The organism is Streptomyces sp. 1331.2 (genome assembly GCF_900199205.1).
Classification (GTDB): Bacteria; Actinomycetota; Actinomycetes; order Streptomycetales; family Streptomycetaceae; genus Kitasatospora.
Genome location: NZ_OBMJ01000001.1, coordinates 1,974,997 through 1,990,000 on the forward strand (window position 1 = coordinate 1,974,997; position 15,004 = coordinate 1,990,000).

At 75.6% G+C, this 15,004-nt stretch carries 16 protein-coding genes; 10 read left to right on the forward strand and 6 right to left on the reverse strand.

The features are described 5' to 3' along the window. The first annotated feature begins 142 nt into the window (after positions 1-142). Genes CRP52_RS08250 through CRP52_RS08270 form a run of 5 tightly spaced genes read left to right on the forward strand, consistent with a single transcriptional unit; the run spans position 143 to position 3,722 of the window. Positions 143-442 (forward strand): hypothetical protein, encoded by a 300-nt coding sequence (locus CRP52_RS08250; RefSeq protein WP_097235800.1) that lies wholly within the window; start codon positions 143-145, stop codon positions 440-442. Continuing rightward, positions 439-1,770 carry a hypothetical protein gene (locus CRP52_RS08255; protein ID WP_097235801.1) on the forward strand — a complete coding sequence of 444 codons (1,332 nt, stop codon included), beginning with the start codon at positions 439-441 and terminating at the stop codon, positions 1,768-1,770. The genes CRP52_RS08250 and CRP52_RS08255 overlap by 4 nt, the downstream gene beginning before the upstream one ends. Continuing rightward, a complete protein-coding gene (locus tag CRP52_RS08260) occupies positions 1,760-2,446 on the forward strand; it encodes a hypothetical protein (protein WP_097235802.1) in 687 nt (228 codons plus the stop codon). Before CRP52_RS08255 ends, CRP52_RS08260 begins: the two co-directional genes overlap by 11 nt. Next, the gene (locus CRP52_RS08265) at positions 2,443-3,090 is read left to right on the forward strand and encodes a hypothetical protein (protein WP_097235803.1); all 648 of its coding nucleotides are present in this window, start codon (positions 2,443-2,445) and stop codon (positions 3,088-3,090) included. Before CRP52_RS08260 ends, CRP52_RS08265 begins: the two co-directional genes overlap by 4 nt. Before the next feature lie 35 nt (positions 3,091-3,125). Further along, entirely contained in the window at positions 3,126-3,722 is a 597-nt protein-coding gene (locus CRP52_RS08270) for a hypothetical protein (protein WP_097235804.1), read from the forward strand. Between the two features lie 98 nt (positions 3,723-3,820). Here CRP52_RS08270 and CRP52_RS08275 read toward each other — a convergent pair whose 3' ends face one another. The 5 genes from CRP52_RS08275 to CRP52_RS08295 all read right to left on the reverse strand — a co-directional run bounded on the left by CRP52_RS08275 (position 3,821) and on the right by CRP52_RS08295 (position 7,891). After that, the gene (locus CRP52_RS08275) at positions 3,821-4,525 is read right to left on the reverse strand and encodes a phosphonatase-like hydrolase (RefSeq protein ID WP_097235805.1); all 705 of its coding nucleotides are present in this window, start codon (positions 4,523-4,525) and stop codon (positions 3,821-3,823) included. A 56-nt stretch (positions 4,526-4,581) separates the two neighbouring features. Then, a complete protein-coding gene (locus CRP52_RS08280; protein WP_097235806.1) occupies positions 4,582-5,703 on the reverse strand; it encodes a TIGR03364 family FAD-dependent oxidoreductase in 1,122 nt (373 codons plus the stop codon). A 151-nt stretch (positions 5,704-5,854) separates the two neighbouring features. Then, on the reverse strand, positions 5,855-6,370 hold the full coding sequence (locus tag CRP52_RS08285) for a pyridoxamine 5'-phosphate oxidase family protein (protein ID WP_097235807.1): 516 nt from the start codon (positions 6,368-6,370) through the stop codon (positions 5,855-5,857). A 184-nt stretch (positions 6,371-6,554) separates the two neighbouring features. Further along, entirely contained in the window at positions 6,555-7,226 is a 672-nt protein-coding gene (locus CRP52_RS08290) for a phosphatase PAP2 family protein (protein WP_257032357.1), read from the reverse strand. Then, on the reverse strand, positions 7,223-7,891 hold the full coding sequence (locus CRP52_RS08295; RefSeq protein ID WP_143685687.1) for a DedA family protein: 669 nt from the start codon (positions 7,889-7,891) through the stop codon (positions 7,223-7,225). Before CRP52_RS08295 ends, CRP52_RS08290 begins: the two co-directional genes overlap by 4 nt. A 172-nt stretch (positions 7,892-8,063) precedes the next feature. Between CRP52_RS08295 and CRP52_RS08300 the strand changes: the two genes are divergently transcribed. The 3 genes from CRP52_RS08300 (at position 8,064) to CRP52_RS08310 (ending at position 11,264) form a co-directional block, all read left to right on the forward strand. Beyond that, positions 8,064-8,513, forward strand: coding sequence for a BlaI/MecI/CopY family transcriptional regulator (locus tag CRP52_RS08300; protein WP_097235809.1), 450 nt, complete (start codon positions 8,064-8,066; stop codon positions 8,511-8,513). After that, a complete protein-coding gene (locus CRP52_RS08305; RefSeq protein WP_257032358.1) occupies positions 8,510-9,649 on the forward strand; it encodes a M56 family metallopeptidase in 1,140 nt (379 codons plus the stop codon). The genes CRP52_RS08300 and CRP52_RS08305 overlap by 4 nt, the downstream gene beginning before the upstream one ends. Positions 9,650-9,821: 172 nt before the next feature. Further along, positions 9,822-11,264 carry a helix-turn-helix domain-containing protein gene (locus tag CRP52_RS08310; RefSeq protein WP_218893080.1) on the forward strand — a complete coding sequence of 481 codons (1,443 nt, stop codon included), beginning with the start codon at positions 9,822-9,824 and terminating at the stop codon, positions 11,262-11,264. 42 nt (positions 11,265-11,306) lie between these two features. On the opposite strand, the gene CRP52_RS08315 is transcribed toward CRP52_RS08310, so the two are convergent. Next, positions 11,307-11,807 (reverse strand): SsgA family sporulation/cell division regulator, encoded by a 501-nt coding sequence (locus CRP52_RS08315; RefSeq protein WP_097235811.1) that lies wholly within the window; start codon positions 11,805-11,807, stop codon positions 11,307-11,309. Between the two features lie 329 nt (positions 11,808-12,136). On the opposite strand from CRP52_RS08315, the gene CRP52_RS38110 reads away from it, so the two are divergent. Continuing rightward, on the forward strand, positions 12,137-13,366 hold the full coding sequence (locus tag CRP52_RS38110; RefSeq protein ID WP_097235812.1) for a hypothetical protein: 1,230 nt from the start codon (positions 12,137-12,139) through the stop codon (positions 13,364-13,366). Positions 13,367-13,566: 200 nt separating this feature from the next. Further along, positions 13,567-14,862 carry a TerD family protein gene (locus tag CRP52_RS08325; RefSeq protein ID WP_257032359.1) on the forward strand — a complete coding sequence of 432 codons (1,296 nt, stop codon included), beginning with the start codon at positions 13,567-13,569 and terminating at the stop codon, positions 14,860-14,862. Positions 14,863-15,004 lie beyond the last annotated feature (142 nt).

Sequence of the window (15,004 nt, forward strand, 5' to 3'; positions counted from 1 at the left end):
TGGGGCCGCCGACGTCAAGGGCGCGTCGACGGCCCGTAAAAGTCCCGTAACGACGGGGGTTTGATCCTCCCGGCCCGATCACCCGCGCACCCACGAGGGTTATGCTCACCCGGTCCGACAATCGACGCATCGGGGGGCAAAAGTGGCCGACTTCACGGTCAGTACGGAATTCCTCGCCAAGTTGGCCCAGGACCTCAAAGGCTGCGGCGACGAACTCGACCAGGGGCTCAAGGCCTTCGAGGCAGCCAGTCACAGCGGCACCGGCTACGACTTCCTGGACGAGGCCTGCGGGCACTTCAAGGAGAAGTGGGCGTTCGGCCTGAAGAAGGTCCGCGAGTGCGTCAAGATCCTCGACGACGGCCTGGACAAGGTACAGCAGAGCTACGACGGCACCGAGCAGAGCATCACCAAGGCCCTCACCCCGACGGCGGCCCAGGCATGAGCGACCCCACGCCCGCAGCCGCGCCCGACTGGTCCGGCCTCGGCTTCAACCCGACCCCCGGCGACTCCGCCGCCGTCACCGCCCTCAGCGGAAGCCTGCGCCGGGTCGGCACGCACCTGAGCGGCGTCCACACCACGCTCTCCCAGATCAGCGCCAACCAGGGCCAGTGGACCGGCGATGCCGCCAAGGCCTTCGCCGGCCAGTTCGGCAAGCTCCCCGGCTACCTCCAGGACGCCGCCGACTCCATCACCGCCGCCTACCAGGCCCTCGACATCTGGTACAAGGCGCTGACCGAACACCAGCCCAAGGCCGCCGAGTTGGCGCGCGCCGCGGTCGCCGCCAAGCAGAAGAAGGCCGAGGCCGAACAGGCCCACGCCACCGCGGCCGCCGCCCCCGACCTCAAACTGGCCGGCCAGAACTTCCCCGACGACGCCTCCCTCGCCGCCGCCGAACAGCGCTACAACAAGGCGAAGAGCCACCTCGACGCCGCCGCCACCCTGGTCGGCAACGCGACCGCCGAACTCACCGGCCTCCAGAGCCAGGCCCACGAACTCGCCGAGGGCCACAAGGCGGACGCCCACAAGACGGCCGACGCCATCCGCAAGGCCGCCGACAGCAAGGCCCCGCCCGAGCCGGGGTGGCTCAGCAAGGTCGGCAACTGGCTGAAGAACCACGGCGCCGACCTGCTGACGGTGGCGGCCGGCGTCTGCGGCGTCGCGGCGATCTTCTTCCCCGCCTTCGCCCTGCCCGCCATCCTGTTCAGCGCCGCCGCCGCCGGCGCGCACACCGCCCAGTACGCGGCCAAGGGCCAGCTGTGGCCGCCGCAGAAGAACATCGGCAACTGGCTGACCCTGGGCGGCGACGTCCTCGGCGCGATCCCCGGGGTGGGAGTCGCCGCCAAGGGCGTGAGCGCCGCCCGGGAGGCGAGCGCCGCCGGTGCGGGCGTGCGCGGGGTGGTCACCGCCGGCTCGACCGAGGTCCGGGCCGCGTCCCGGGCGGTCGACCCGGCGAACCCGCTCTTCGTCGCGGCGGTCGAGAAGCCCGCCATCAAGCTCGGGCTCTCCAAGGCCACCGCGATGAACGTCTCCGACGGCGTCCAGGCCGTCACCACCGCCGGCCTCAACGCCCCGACCGCGTACGCCCTCACCCAGGACAACCCGAGCAACGGCCTGACCAGCGCGGTCAACTACACCACCGGCGGCAACAACCTCCTCGGCTCGGGCGGCCTCGCCACCGGCGGTGGCAAGGCCAACGCGATCGTCGGCACCGTGTCCACCGTCGGCAACCTGATCGGCGTGACCGGATGGGCGGCCGGCTATGGCCGTTGAGACCCCCGGGGCCGTCCTGCCCCCGCTCTGGCTCACCCTCCCCGCGGGGTTCACCGCCGTCGACCTGGACGAGGACCTGGGCGACCGGATGGCCCGCGCGGCCGAACAGCTCCACGCGCTCTTCCCCGAGGCCCGCCCCGAGCAGAAGCTCAGCGCCGTGATCGCCGCCGAGACCGCCCTGCAGGCCCAACTGCGCGAGGGCGCCGTCCACGTGTCCAGCTGCCTGGTCCGCGCCGAGGACGGCGAGCCGATCCACGGCATGTTCGCCGTCTTCCTGCGCCCGCAGGACCAGGGCCCGCCCGGCAGCTACCCGGCCCGCGTCGCCGAGGAGCTGGCCGAGGCCTGGCCGGACGCCGACGTCGGCGTGGTCGACCTCCCGGTGGGCCGCGCCGCCCTCGCCGCCCGCGACCTGACCGTTCCGGTGCCCGGCGCGGTGTGGGGCGTGCCCGAGTCCACCGTCAGCACCGTGCGCCAGCTCGAACTGCTGCTCCCGCACCCGTGGAGCCCGCACGTGGTCGCCGCCGTCTTCACCACCGAGGACCTCGACTACTGGGACGAGTGGCTGCCGCTGCTCGCCACCGCCTTCCGCGGCTTCTCCTTCCACCCGCCCCGCGACGAAAGCCTCGACGCCCTCCCGCCCGAAGAGTGGGACCCGGTCCGGAAGGCCTTCGGATGACCTTCGCCCGGTCCGCCCCGGCCACGGGCACCACCCGCCCGTGGCTCGGCCGGGCCGCCGCCCTGATCACCGTCCTGACCTGCCTGTTCATCGGCATCGTGCTCGCCGGCGGCTACGTCGGCACGCTCCTCGTCGTCGGCCTGGTGGTCCTCTACCTCGTGCTGGCGGGCGTGGGGCTGGTCAAGCTCCGAGGGCCCGGGAGCGACCCCGGTTACAAGGACGTCGGCGGGGCGCTGGCCCTGGTCGCCCTGGCCGTCATCATGGCCACCGCCGCGGGCGGGGACGCCTGGCAGAACCTGGTGCTCTCCTCCGGCCGCGAGGTGAACGCCGTGGTGGTCTCCGCGAAGGCCGACAAGTCCTCCCGCGGCTCGACGACCTGGAGCTACGCCCTCGCGTCGGCGGACGGCGCGGGCGTTCCCGGCGGGCCGCTGGCGCAGGACTCCGAGCGGTTCAGGCCCGGCGACACCGTCACCGTCCGGATGGACCCGGCCGGGCGCGTCGCGCCCAAGCTCCCGGGCGAGGCCGGCTCCACGGCCTCCCTGTGGTCGGTGATCGGGCTCAACGCGGGCATCGCCGTCCTCCTCCTCTGGTTCGCCCGCTTCGGCAGCCGCCCCCGCCGGAAGGCACCTTCGGCGGCGGCGTAGCCTTCCCTCCGATCGCTTGTACGAACGGGGGCGCCATGGGCGGGATCCGAAGGCACCGGGGGACGGCCGCGCTGGTGGCGGCGGTGCCGGTGGGGAGCGTCGGGCTGGTGCTCGCGGGCACCTTCCTCGGGGGGTCGGCCGCCTTCGCCCTCGGGGTGGCACTGGTGGTCGGCTGGACGGTGGGCATGGTCCGGCTGGCCGGGCGGATGTTCGGGTGCTTCGTGGCGTTCTTCGCGGTCGCCGTGGGTGCGACCGCCACCGCGGCGGTGTCGCACGCCCGGGACGACGTGATCCTCGACCTCTCCGGTGTGGACACCACCGCCGTGGTCACGGCGGCGTGGGACCACCCCGAGGGCAAGCACCCGAGTTCGGAGTACGACGTGACGAGCGTGGACGGCGCGCCGCTGGGCGTGCTGGTCCAGGACCTGCACGCGCTGGCCGTCGGCGACCGGGTGACGGTCCGCTACGATCCCGGGCGCCGGGCGGCCGTCCACCGCCCGCAGGACCTGAGCCTGCCGACGGACCTCGCGATCGCCGCCGCCCTGAACGCGGCGCTGATGGGCGGGGTGGGCTACCTCGGCGTCCAGGCCACCCGCCGGCGCAGGGGTGCGCTCACCGAAGCGTCATCCTGAACTCGGAGCAGGAAGTCGGCCGGCCCGACTTCCTGCTCCGCCCGACGTCCTGCTCCCCCAGGGCCCGGACTGCGCCGGTCAGCCCCGGTCAGCCCCGGTCAGCCCCGGACGGGCCCCAGCAGCGCCGGCAGCTCCGCCACCGATCCGAGCACGTGGGTCGCGCCGTCGGCCCGCAGCCGGGCCGCGTCGTGGGCGCCGGTGAGGACGCCGGCGACCACCGCGGCGCCCGCCCGCACGCCGGTCAGCATGTCGTAGCCGGTGTCCCCGGCGACGGCGATCTGCCGCACCGACTCGGTGCCCGTGCGCAGCAGCGCGGTGAGCGCGAGGTCCGGGTACGGGCGGCCGCGCCCGGCCTCGGCGGGGCAGAGGGTGAGGTCGGCGACGGACTGCCAGCCGAGGGCCGTGAGGATGCGGTCCTGGGTGGCCCGGGAGAAGCCGGTGGTGAGGACCACCTTGCGGCCCTGGCCGCGCAGTTCGGCGATGGCCTCGGCCGCGCCGGGCAGGGCGGCGCAGTGGCCGGCGTCGACCAGGTCGTGGTAGGCGGCCTCGAAGGCGGTGTTGGCCCGCTGGGCCTTCTCCTCCTCGCCGAACAGGTGCCGGAAGACGGAGATCTTGGACTCGCCCATGGTGGCGCGCACGTGCGCCAGCATCGGCTCGAAGTCGGGGCTGCCGGCCTCGACGCCGAGGGTCGCCGCGGCGGCGGTGAAGGCCTGCTCGACCAGGCCGCCGTCGGCCACGGTGGTGCCGGCCATGTCGAGCACGACCAGCCGGATGTCGGCGGTCGTCCGGTTCGGATCGGTCACAGCAGTCACATCGGTCACAGCAGTCACAGGGGTCACATCGGTCACGTCGACGTTCCTTACAGGTTGGCGAGTTCGGCGGTGGTCTCGGCGATGGCCGGCGAGCAGGTCATGCCGCGGCCGCCCGGGCCGGTGACCAGCCAGACGCCGTCGCGCACCCGCTCGCGGTGGACGACCCGGGTGGTGTCGACGCACTGGGCGTACACCCCGGCCCAGCGGCGGCGGATCCGCGGCAGCGGGCGGCCGAGCAGGTCCTCGGCGACGCCGACCAGGTGGTCGTACGGGTCCTCGACCACGTCGAAGCCGAAGGGCTGGTCGTACTCGTGGGTGTCGCCGATGGTCAGCCCGCCGTCGCGCCGCTGGACCATCAGCAGCTGCATCTTGTGCTCGGCGGCGGTCTCGGGCTGCGGCTGCACCTCGCGCAGCCGGTCCAGGGCGGTGCCGGCGAAGGCGGGGTAGTAGCGGAAGCTGTCGCCGTCGGCGACGGAGCCGGTGAGGGTTTCGCCGAGCGGGTCGGTCTGCATCATCTGGAGCCGGACTCGGCGGACGGGCAGGGCGGGGGCGAGTTCGCGGACCAGGCCGCCGAGCCAGGCGCCGGTGCAGAGGACGACCAGGTCGCCGGTGTGGGTGTCGCCGTGGTCGTCGCGGACGGCGTTCTCGCCGATCACGTCGCGGACCTCGCGCCCGGGCAGGAAGGTGTAGCGGCCGGTGGCCTGGAGGGCGGCGCGCAGCGCGGGCTGGGCGGCGCGGGGTTCGACGGCGGCGTCGCGCTCGCACCGCAGGGCACCGAGCAGCTTGCCGCGCAGGGCGGGCTCGGCGGCCCGGACCTGGTCGGCGTCGAGCAGCCGGTAGCCGCGGGCGGCGGCGTCGGGCAGGGTCAGGGCCTGCTCGGCGACGGCGAGTTCGGCCTCGGTGCGGATGGCGGTGAGCGAGCCGTTGGCCCGGAAGCCGAGGTCGGGGACACGGGCACCGATGCGCTCCCACAGTTCGCGGGCGCGCAGCGCGGTGTCCAGTTCCTCGCCCCGGGCCCGGCCGCTGACCCAGACCAGGCCGAAGTTGCGGACCGAGGCGCCGCGCGCCTCGGTCTCGCGCTCCAGGTGGACGACCTCGTGGCCGCGTTCGACGGCCTGCCAGGCGTGCATGGTGCCGAGCACGCCTGCTCCTACGACGATGACTCTCATGCGGCCAGAGTGGTGCGCCCAGGTGTCCCCGGGGCGTCGGAACGCCGTCCCGCAGGTGAACCACCTGAAAAGTTGTATAGCCAACCCGCGAGTAGGCGGAGGCCGCAACCGAGCGCCCGCCCGACGCCTGCAGCCACGCCCGCTACGAACGCTACGAACGCGCCACCCGCGCCCGCAGGTAGTTGCGCCGCCCGAAGTTCGGCTCGTCCACGGCCGTCAGCTCCTCCACCTGGAACCGGTACAGCGCCGCCGCCCCGCCCCCGGTGAGGAACTGCCGCCGGACCTCCTCGTCCTGCGCGAAGGAGGGGTACCGCCCCTGGTACGCGGCCAGCGCCGCCTCCGCCTGCCGCCCCCAGGCCTCGCTCGCGCTGCCGGTCAGCTGCAGCCCGCGAAGCTGCTCGCCGAAGACCGGCGGCGGCAGGAAGACGGTGGCCGCGGCCCGGGCCTCCTCGGCCAGGTGGTGGCTGTGCCGGGTGGAGCGCTCGCTGACGAAGTACAGGACGAGGTCGTCGTCGTACGCGAAGAAGGCGAGATTGGCGTGCGGCCCGTGCTCGTGGCCGGCGGTGGCGAGGGTCAGCACCATGGCCTCCGCCAGCAGCCCCTCCACGCCCTTGTGCAGCAGGTCGCCCGGCCAGTTCCCCTGCGTGATGTCGAGTCTGTACGGCATTCGGCACTCCCTCCGCTGGCACCGCCCCGGAGCCCTCGCGCCCCGGGCACGACTGAGCCGGGCGGGCGCCTCCCGGGGGAGGCCCCACGCCCGGCTCACATGCTCTACCCGCCACCCGAGTCGCAACAAGGGCCGCAGCAAAGGCCGTACCGGCAGTCGCGACAGGGGTCGATCGGGTCGGGGGTCAGTGCCGCCCGGCGCCGTACGGGGCGTACCCGGGCGCGACGGCCGGCAGCTCCCCGGGCCCGAGCAGCGGCCGCAGCGGGCCGGACCGCATCCGGCCGACCAGCGGCCCGCAGCGCCCGGCGAGCGGCGCCAGCACCACGGCGACCAGCACGCCGACCAGCGCGCCCGCCGCTACGTCGTGCGGGTAGTGCACGCCGACCCAGACCCGGGAGGCGGCCATCAGCACCGCGAACAGCCCGGCGATCCAGCCCAGCCGCCGGTTGACGAACCAGAGCGAGGCCGCGGCGGCGAAGGCGATCACCGAGTGGTTGCTCGGGAAGGACCAGTCCCCGGTGGCCGGGCAGGTCTCCAGCGAGACGCTGCCGGGGATCTGCGCGCAGGGCCGCAGCTCCTCGACGATGCCCTTGAGCACCGAGTTGGCGGCGTACGCGACGACCACGATCACCGGCGAGGCGAGCACCCTGGCCATCACCGTCGAGTCCGCGCCGCGCGCCCGCCACCACGCCCAGAGCATGAACAGCGCGAACAGGCCGAGGCCGATCGCCGACCAGACCTTGATCACTTCGTCCAGCCAGTGCGGGGCCGCCTCGGCCCACTTGTTCACCTGGGTGTAGAGGCTGCCGTCGATGCCGCTGCCGTCGTAGACGGCGAGGATCCGGGAGGACGTCACTTGTCACCTCCATGACGGCGCGCCTGACGGGCACGGAACAGTTCGAGAACAATGGGGAGCACGGAGACAACTACTACCAGACCGATGATCGGCAGCAGATATCGGTCGATGCCGGGGATCGACGAACCGAGCCCGTACCCGGCGAGCACCACGCCGACCGTCCAGACCGCCCCGCCGGCGACCTGCCAGACGGTGAACGAGCGGACCGGCACGTCCAGCACGCCGCAGAGCGGATTCAGCACCGTTCGGACCACCGGGATGAACCGGGCGAGCACGATCGCCTTGCCGTGCCCGTACCTGGCCAGCAGTTCCTCGGCCCGGGCGACGCCTTCCCGCAGGCTGCGGCGCTGCGAGCGGCGCAGCAGCGCCCGTCCGCCGCGCCGGCCGAGCAGGTAGCCGACCTGGGCGCCGGCCAGCGCCCCGACCAGGGCGGCGGGCAGCACCTGCCACAGTTCCAGCTGCGGGCCCTTGGTGGCGCCGGGGACGCAGAGCAGTCCGGCGGTGAACAGCAGCGAGTCGCCGGGCAGGAAGAAGCCCACCAGCAGGCCGGTCTCGGCGAACAGCACCACGGCGATGCCGAGCGCGCCGAACGCGGCGAGCAGTGAGGACGCGTCCAGCGGGTTCACCGCGAGGTGAACGGCCGGATCGCCGGGGAACTGGAGCAAGGCTGGCGGACCTCCCGTACGTTGGGGGGCGGTTCCCGGCATGACCCGCCCGGACCGGGGGCTCCGCACGGAGCCGCCCCGCCCGGCGGTGCCCGGCCGAACCCGCCCGGACCGTCTACAGTGACGTAGACGGTCTACATGACTGTAGACGAAACCTGGAGGAAGCGCCGCCATGTCCGACGTACCGTCCGTCCGCCGGCCCGCCGGGGAGCTGGAGGCCGAGGTGCTGGCCGCCCTCTGGTCGACCCGGCAGCCGATGACGCCGCAGGACGTCCAGGCGACACTCGGCGGGGACCTCGCCCGCACCACGATCGCGACGATCCTGGCCCGGCTGCACGACAAGGGGACGGTCGAACGCACCCGGGCCGGCCGCGCCTACGCCTACACCCCGACCGTCCAGGACACCGCCGGGCTGGCCGCCCGCCGGATGCACACCGAACTGGGCCGCGAGGCCGACCGCTCCACCGTGCTGGCCCGCTTCGTCTCCGACCTCTCCGCCGAGGACGAGCAGCTGCTGCGCGACCTGCTCGGCGACGGCGCGACCGACGGCGGCCCCGGTACCGGCGGAGCCCCGAACGGCAACCGGCCGGAGGCGGGTGCACCGGAGGCGGCCGGCCGATGATGATCGCCGTCTGGGCCCCGCTGCTGCTCCCCTTCCTGGCCGCCCCGCTGGCCCGCCGCCTCGCCGAGGCGCTGTCGCCCCGGGCCGCGGCCTGGATGCTGTCCGGCAGCGCCACCGTCCTGGCCGGCGGCACGCTCTGTTCACTGGGCCTGCTCGCCGCCGCCGGACTGCTCCAGCTGCCACCGGTCGCCGCCCTCGGCCACCTCTCGCTGCCCTGGCTCAGCTCGGCCGCACCGGCCGCCCCGTTCGCCGCCGTCGCGGCCGCCCTGGCGCTGGCCGCCCTCACCGCCCTCGCGGTGCGCACCGCGCGTCGCCGGCGGCGGGAACTGCGCGCGGCCCGGGCCGCCCTGCCGAGCCGGGCCCGGCCTGGCCGGCACGACCGGCACGACCGGCACGACCGGCATCCGGATGTGCGCCGGGCGCGCACCCCGCAACCGCTCACCCCGCCGCGGCCCACCGGAACCCCACTGCCGCCCACCGGAACCCCGTTGCGACGCACCGGCGCCGCGCTCGGCGCCCTGCTGCGGCCCGGCGAGCCCCCGCTCACCGTCCTGGACGACGAGCGCGCCGACGCCTTCGCCCTGCCCGGCCGCCTGCCCCGCCCCGGCCGCGCGGGCGAGCCCGGCCGGATCGTGGTCACCTCCGGCATGCTGCGTGCCCTCAGCGGGCCCGAGCGCTCCGCCCTGCTGGCGCACGAGCGGGCCCACCTGGCCGCTCGCCACCACGTCTTCCTCGCCCTCGCCGAGCACGCCGCCGCCGTCCACCCGGCGCTCCGCCCGCTCCGCACGCCCCTCGGGTACCACCTGGAGCGCTGGGCCGACGAGGTGGCGGCGGCCCGGGTCGGCGACCGCGCCGTGACCGCCCGCGCGGTCGGCCGGGCCGCCCTCGCCGCGAGCCGTTCCCCCTGGCCGGCCCGGCCCCGGCTGGCCCCGGCCGCCCACTCCGGCCCGGTGCCGCGCCGGGTCGCCGCGCTGCTCCGGCCCCGCCCTGCCGCCGCCCCCGGCACCGGGCTGCGGGCCGTCGGGCTGGCCCTGGCCGTCTGCCTGGCGCTGAGCACGGCCGCCACCCTGGAGGCCACCGCCGACCTGCACCACACCGTCGAGGCCGCCCAGCAGGGCACGGGCGAACAGCCCTGACCGGGGCGCGGCCCGGCTCGGACCGCGCGCGGTCCGAGCCGGGCCCGGCCCGTTCGTACCGTCCGGTATGCCGACTTGGCAGACCCCATCCCCACGGGCCCACCGCCCCCGTACTCTTTCGTCAGCGCGTCAACCCCGGCGCGACCTCGAACGGCGGCGAGGAGCGAACCGAGTGCGGCAGACCGGACGGCAGTCCCGACGACCAGAGCGCCGCACCCCGCCGACCGCGGCGGAGCTGGCCAAGGTCCACGAGCGCACGCTCGCCGACGCCGCCGCCCGCGAGTTCGCCGGGCCCGCCTCCCCCGAGGACGTCGGCGCCCCCGGCCTGCTCCGGCCCCGCCCCGAGATCGACGACTCCTGGGCCCGGCTGCGCCGCCTCGGCCTGGACCCGGACACCGGCGCCGCCACCGTGCTGCTGGGCCCGGGCGAGATCGAGCAGCGCCGCCGCACCAGCGGACTCGACGCGATCATGCCGGTGCTCCGCGAGACCCTGCTGGAACCGACCGGCGCCCTCCCGCTGATCCTCGCCATCGCCGACGCCGAGGGCCACGTGCTCTGGCAGGAGGGCGAGCGCGGGCTGCGCCGCAGCGCCGACCGGATCGGCTTCATCACCGGCGCCCGCTGGACCGAGGAGAGCGTCGGCACCAACGGCATCGCCGTCGCCCTGCGCGCCCAGCGCCCGATGCACGTCCACTCCGCCGAGCACTACCTGCGCAGCCACCACTCGTGGACGTGCGTGGCCGCGCCCGTGCACGACCCCGGCACCGGGCAGCTGGTCGGAGCCGTCAACCTGAGCGGCCCGGCGCACAGCATCCGCCCCTACCTGCTCCAGCTCACCGCCACCGCCGCCCGGCTCGCCGAGACCGAGCTGCGCGCCCACCGGCTGGAGGCGCTGCACCAGCTGCGCACCCTGGCCGCCCCGGTGCTCGCCCGGGTCGGCGGCCCGGCCCTCGTGGTCGACGCGGCCGGCTGGACCGCCGCCGCAGCCGGACTTCCGCCGCCCAACCGGCTGCGGGTGCCCAGCGAGGGCTGGGCACCCGCAGCCGTGCACTGGGTCCCCGGCCTCGGCGAGTGCGTGCTGGAACCGCTGGCCGACGGCTGGCTGGTGCGCCCGGTGCGCCCGCCCGGCGAGGACGGCTCCGGCGCGGTGACCGCCGAACAGGTCGAGGGCGCCCGGCTCCGGCTCGACCTGCGCCGCCCGGACCGCCCCGAACTGTCCGTCCGGGGCGCGGTCGGCAGCTGGTCCCACCCGCTCAGCCCGCGCCACGCCGAACTGCTGCTCCTGCTCGCCACCGGCCGCGAGGGCCGCACCGCCGCCCAGCTCGCCGAGGCGCTGTTCGGCGACGCGGGCCGGACGGTGACGGTCCGCGCCGAACTGTCCCGGCTGCGCCGCTACCTGGGCGGACTGCTGGCCCACCGGCCGTACCGGATCGCCGAGTCGGTGCTGGTCACGGTGGACGCGCCGGACGACCCGTACGACCTGCTGCCCGCCTCCTCGGCCCCGGCCGTCCGGCGGCTGCGGGCTGCGCTGGCCGCGGGCACGGCCCGGCTGCCCGGCGCGGCGCCGCCCGTCCCCGCGCCGCGCACGCCCGGGGACAGCCCGCTCGGCTGCTGAGCCGACCGGGCGTCAGCGGTGGCCGCCCTCGACCGGCCGCCCTCAGCCGTCCGCGAGCAGCGCGGCCAGCTGGTCGTCGGTGGGGCCGCAGTCGCGCTCCTGCTCCTCGGAGACCAGCGCGTAGGTACGGTCCAGCCAGGCCTGCACCCGGGGCTTGGAGGCCTCCAGCAGCGCGCTGCCGTGCGGGGATTCGAGGGCCAGGTGCAGCGTGGAGCCGTGGCACGGGCAGTACGCCGGCCACAGCTTGACGTCGCCCTGGCCGCTCAGCATGCGCAGGCCGTCGCGCAGCAGCTCGCGCGAGAACACCCAGTCGGCCTCGTCCGGACGCCCCAGGTGGAAGGTCAGCAGCACCTCGTACGGGCGGGCGGTCTCGTACCGGAACCGGGTTCGCACCTCGCCGACGACCTCCTCGCCCAGCGAGATCCGCAGCGTCAGCACGTCCTCCACCGCCGCCGGAGCGGCGGTGGAGCCGTCCCCATCGCCGCCCGTGGGGGTGGCGGCGAGGGGTGCACTGGAGGCTGCGGACAGCGGGTCGGGCGGCATGACGGTCTCTCCGGGACGGCGTGGGATGGACTCAGCCTGCGCCACCCCGGACCGGGCGGGCAAGGGTTGCAAGGGGGTTGCAACAGCCCCGGTCCGGCACCCCTCGACCCCGCCGCGCCTGTCGGACGGAACGTCAACTTCCTTGTGTCGAACGGATGTCCACGAAATGGATGGAACCCGTCCACGGTGCGACCGCCCGCTGGTACGCTCTCCCCCTCCCCGACGCGGGCCCGCGGCGGACCGGCCCCCGACGGCCGGAGCCGGGCCCGGCGGCAGCGCGTGGGAGAATACGGCGACGCGACGGCGGCTTCGGGGAGGGAGGGGTCCGGTTGGCTGCGCGCGAGGACACCGCGCGGGACGTGCAGCACGAACCCGCACGGCACGGCCGACACGGACGGCCCCGCCCGTTCGGCGGTCGGCTCCGACTGCCCACCCTGCGCTTCTCCGGCGCCGCGATGGCGATGTCCACCGTCGTCGGCATCAGCATCGCCACCACCCTCCTGCTCAACGAACAGCAGGGGATCGGCCGTCGGGCCGGCGTGGCCCGGGTCGGCACCACCCCGCCGCCCACCCCGGGCGCCACCGACCAGGCCGAGGCGGTCGCCGCGCAGACCCCGACCGGCTCCTCCTCCAACGCCTCTGCCACCGGCGGGCCGTCCGGCGCCCGCCCCTCGGGCCGTCCGTCCACGCACCCGTCGGGCGCGGCGCCGGTCATGGCCACCCCGCCCGCCAACCGCTCGGCCGACCCGTCGGCCCCGGCCGGCGGTCACAGCGCCGGAGGGCAGACCTCCGGAGGTCAGACCTCCGGTGAGCAGGACGCCCCGCCGCCCGGCACGCAGCTCGCCGGCACCGAGGCGGGCGCGCCGGCCGGGCCCTCGCCCTCCGCCCAGCCTCCGGCGCCGACCGCCGACCAGCCCGCGCCCGGCCAGTCGCCGAACCTGCCCGGGGTGAAGCCCACCGCACCCGCCCGCCCCGGGCCGCCGCCCGCCGCCACCGTCCCGGGCGCCTGCTCCACGGCCCCCGCCGGAACCGACTTCCCCGACGGCACCGACCCCGAGGCCGACCACGCGCTGTCCGGCGCCTCCCTGGTCGCCCCGCTCGGCCGCGACGGCCTGCGGCACGAACTCGTGCTGACCGTGACCGAGCCGGTCACCGCGCTGCAGACCGAGTTCCGGCTCGCCCCGGGCGACTCGGCCCCCGGCCCCGGCACCGCCTGGACCGACCTGCCCGGCGCCGTGGTCACCGCCCAGCAGGAGCGCGGCACCCTGGTCTACCGCTTCACCACGCCGCCCGGCACCGACGTCCGGCCCGGCCACTACGGCTTCGGCGTGCGCGGCACCCGCCCGGCCGCCACCGACCCGTCCACGGTCCGCAAGTCGGTCCCGGCACCCCCGGCGGCCCCGGCGGAGAGCTGGAGCGCCTCCGCCTTCGCCATCGGCCACCCGCGCGCGGTCGCCGCACTCGGCGGCTTCGCCCCCGCCCCGCAGGCCCCGGCCGTCCCACAGGCCCCGGCCGTCCCACAGGTCCCGGCCGCCCCGCAGGCCCCCGCCTCGCGCTGACCGTCCCGACCACCCGACGGCCGCCCCGGCAGCCGGCTGTAGCCCCACGGTGACAACGTCTCGACAATCCGACGATCCGACAGCTGAGCTGCCCCGACGGGCGCATCCCCGCACCCTCGTTCGTTACTGTGGGCAGCACCCGGCCCGGCTCCCCCGCAGCCCCCGACCGGGGCCGTCGTTCCGCACCCGAGGAGGAGTCCGTGCCCACCGTCCTGACCCAAGGCGGCAATGCACCACTGACCGCCGCGCGAGTGACCGTCGAGGTCACCGCGCCCAAGGCGCTGGACGTCTCCGGCCTGCTGCTGACCGACGCCGGAAAGGTGCGCTCGGACGACGACTTCGTCTTCTTCAACGCCCCGAACGGCCCCGGCGTCAGCCACCGCCCGGCCGCCGCCGGCTCTCCCGACGCGATCACCGTCGACACCCGGGCCGTCCCCGCCGCGATCACCAAGATCGTGGTCACCGCCAGCCCGGCCGACCAGAGCTCCACCTTCGCCGGGATGGAGCCCACCGCCACCGTCCGCGACGCCGACACCGGCGAGGTCCTGGCCACCTTCACCCCGCCCCGGCTGGGCCTGGAGACGGCACTGATCGTGGTCGAGGTCTACCTGCGCAACGGCGCCTGGAAGGTGCGCGCGGTCGGCCAGGGCTACGCCGACGGCCTCGCGGGCATCGCCACCGACTTCGGCGTCACCGTCGACGACTCCCCGGCCCCGGCCGCCGCACCGACTCCAGCCGCGGCCCCCGCCCCGGCCGCGCCGACCGTCCAGCTCGCCACCCCGCCCGTACCGCCCGCAGCTCCGCCCGTACCCCCCGCCGCCCCGGTGGACCCGCGGATCGCCCTCGCCACCGGCTCGCACCTGCTGCCCCCGGCCCCGCCCGCGCCGCCGTCCACGCCCCCCGCCCCGGCCGCGCCCGCCAAGATCACCCTGGACAAGGGCCGGGTCAACCTGGTCAAGGGCAGCTCCGTCTCCCTCGTCAAGAACGGCCGCCCCTTCCTCTCCTCCGTCCGGATGGCGCTCGGCTGGAAGTCCGCCGCCCGCGGCCGCGACATCGACCTGGACGCCTCCTGCCTCGCCTTCGACGCCCGCCACAAGCGGCTGGAGACGGCCTGGTTCATGAAGCTGAACATCTTCAACGGCGCGATCGCCCACTCCGGCGACAACCTGATCGGCGGCGCCGGCGGCGACGACGAGCAGATCACCGTCCACCTGGACGGCCTGCCCGCCGAGGTCCACGGCCTGGTCTTCGTCGTCAACTCCTTCTCCGGCCAGAAGTTCACCGACGTCCGCGACGCCTACTGCCGCCTGCTGGACGCCCGGACGGACGAGGAACTGGTCCGCTTCGACCTCACCCACTCCGAGCCGCGCACCGGCGTGGTGATGTGCAAGCTGGTCCGCCGCCCCGGCGGCGAGTGGGAGATGACGGCGCTCGGCGAGTACGTGGACGGCAAGACCGCCCGCGCGATGATCGAGCCCGCCGCCGCCCTGCTGTAGCGCCGCCTGTCTCCATCGACACGGCGGCCACGCCCGCGAATTCACCCTCCTGAGGCATCAAGTCGTCCACACCCCGGCTCGATTGCCTCTCAGGGGGGTGAATCGCACGCTCCCCCGCACCCGTTGAGGAGGGACCGGCGGA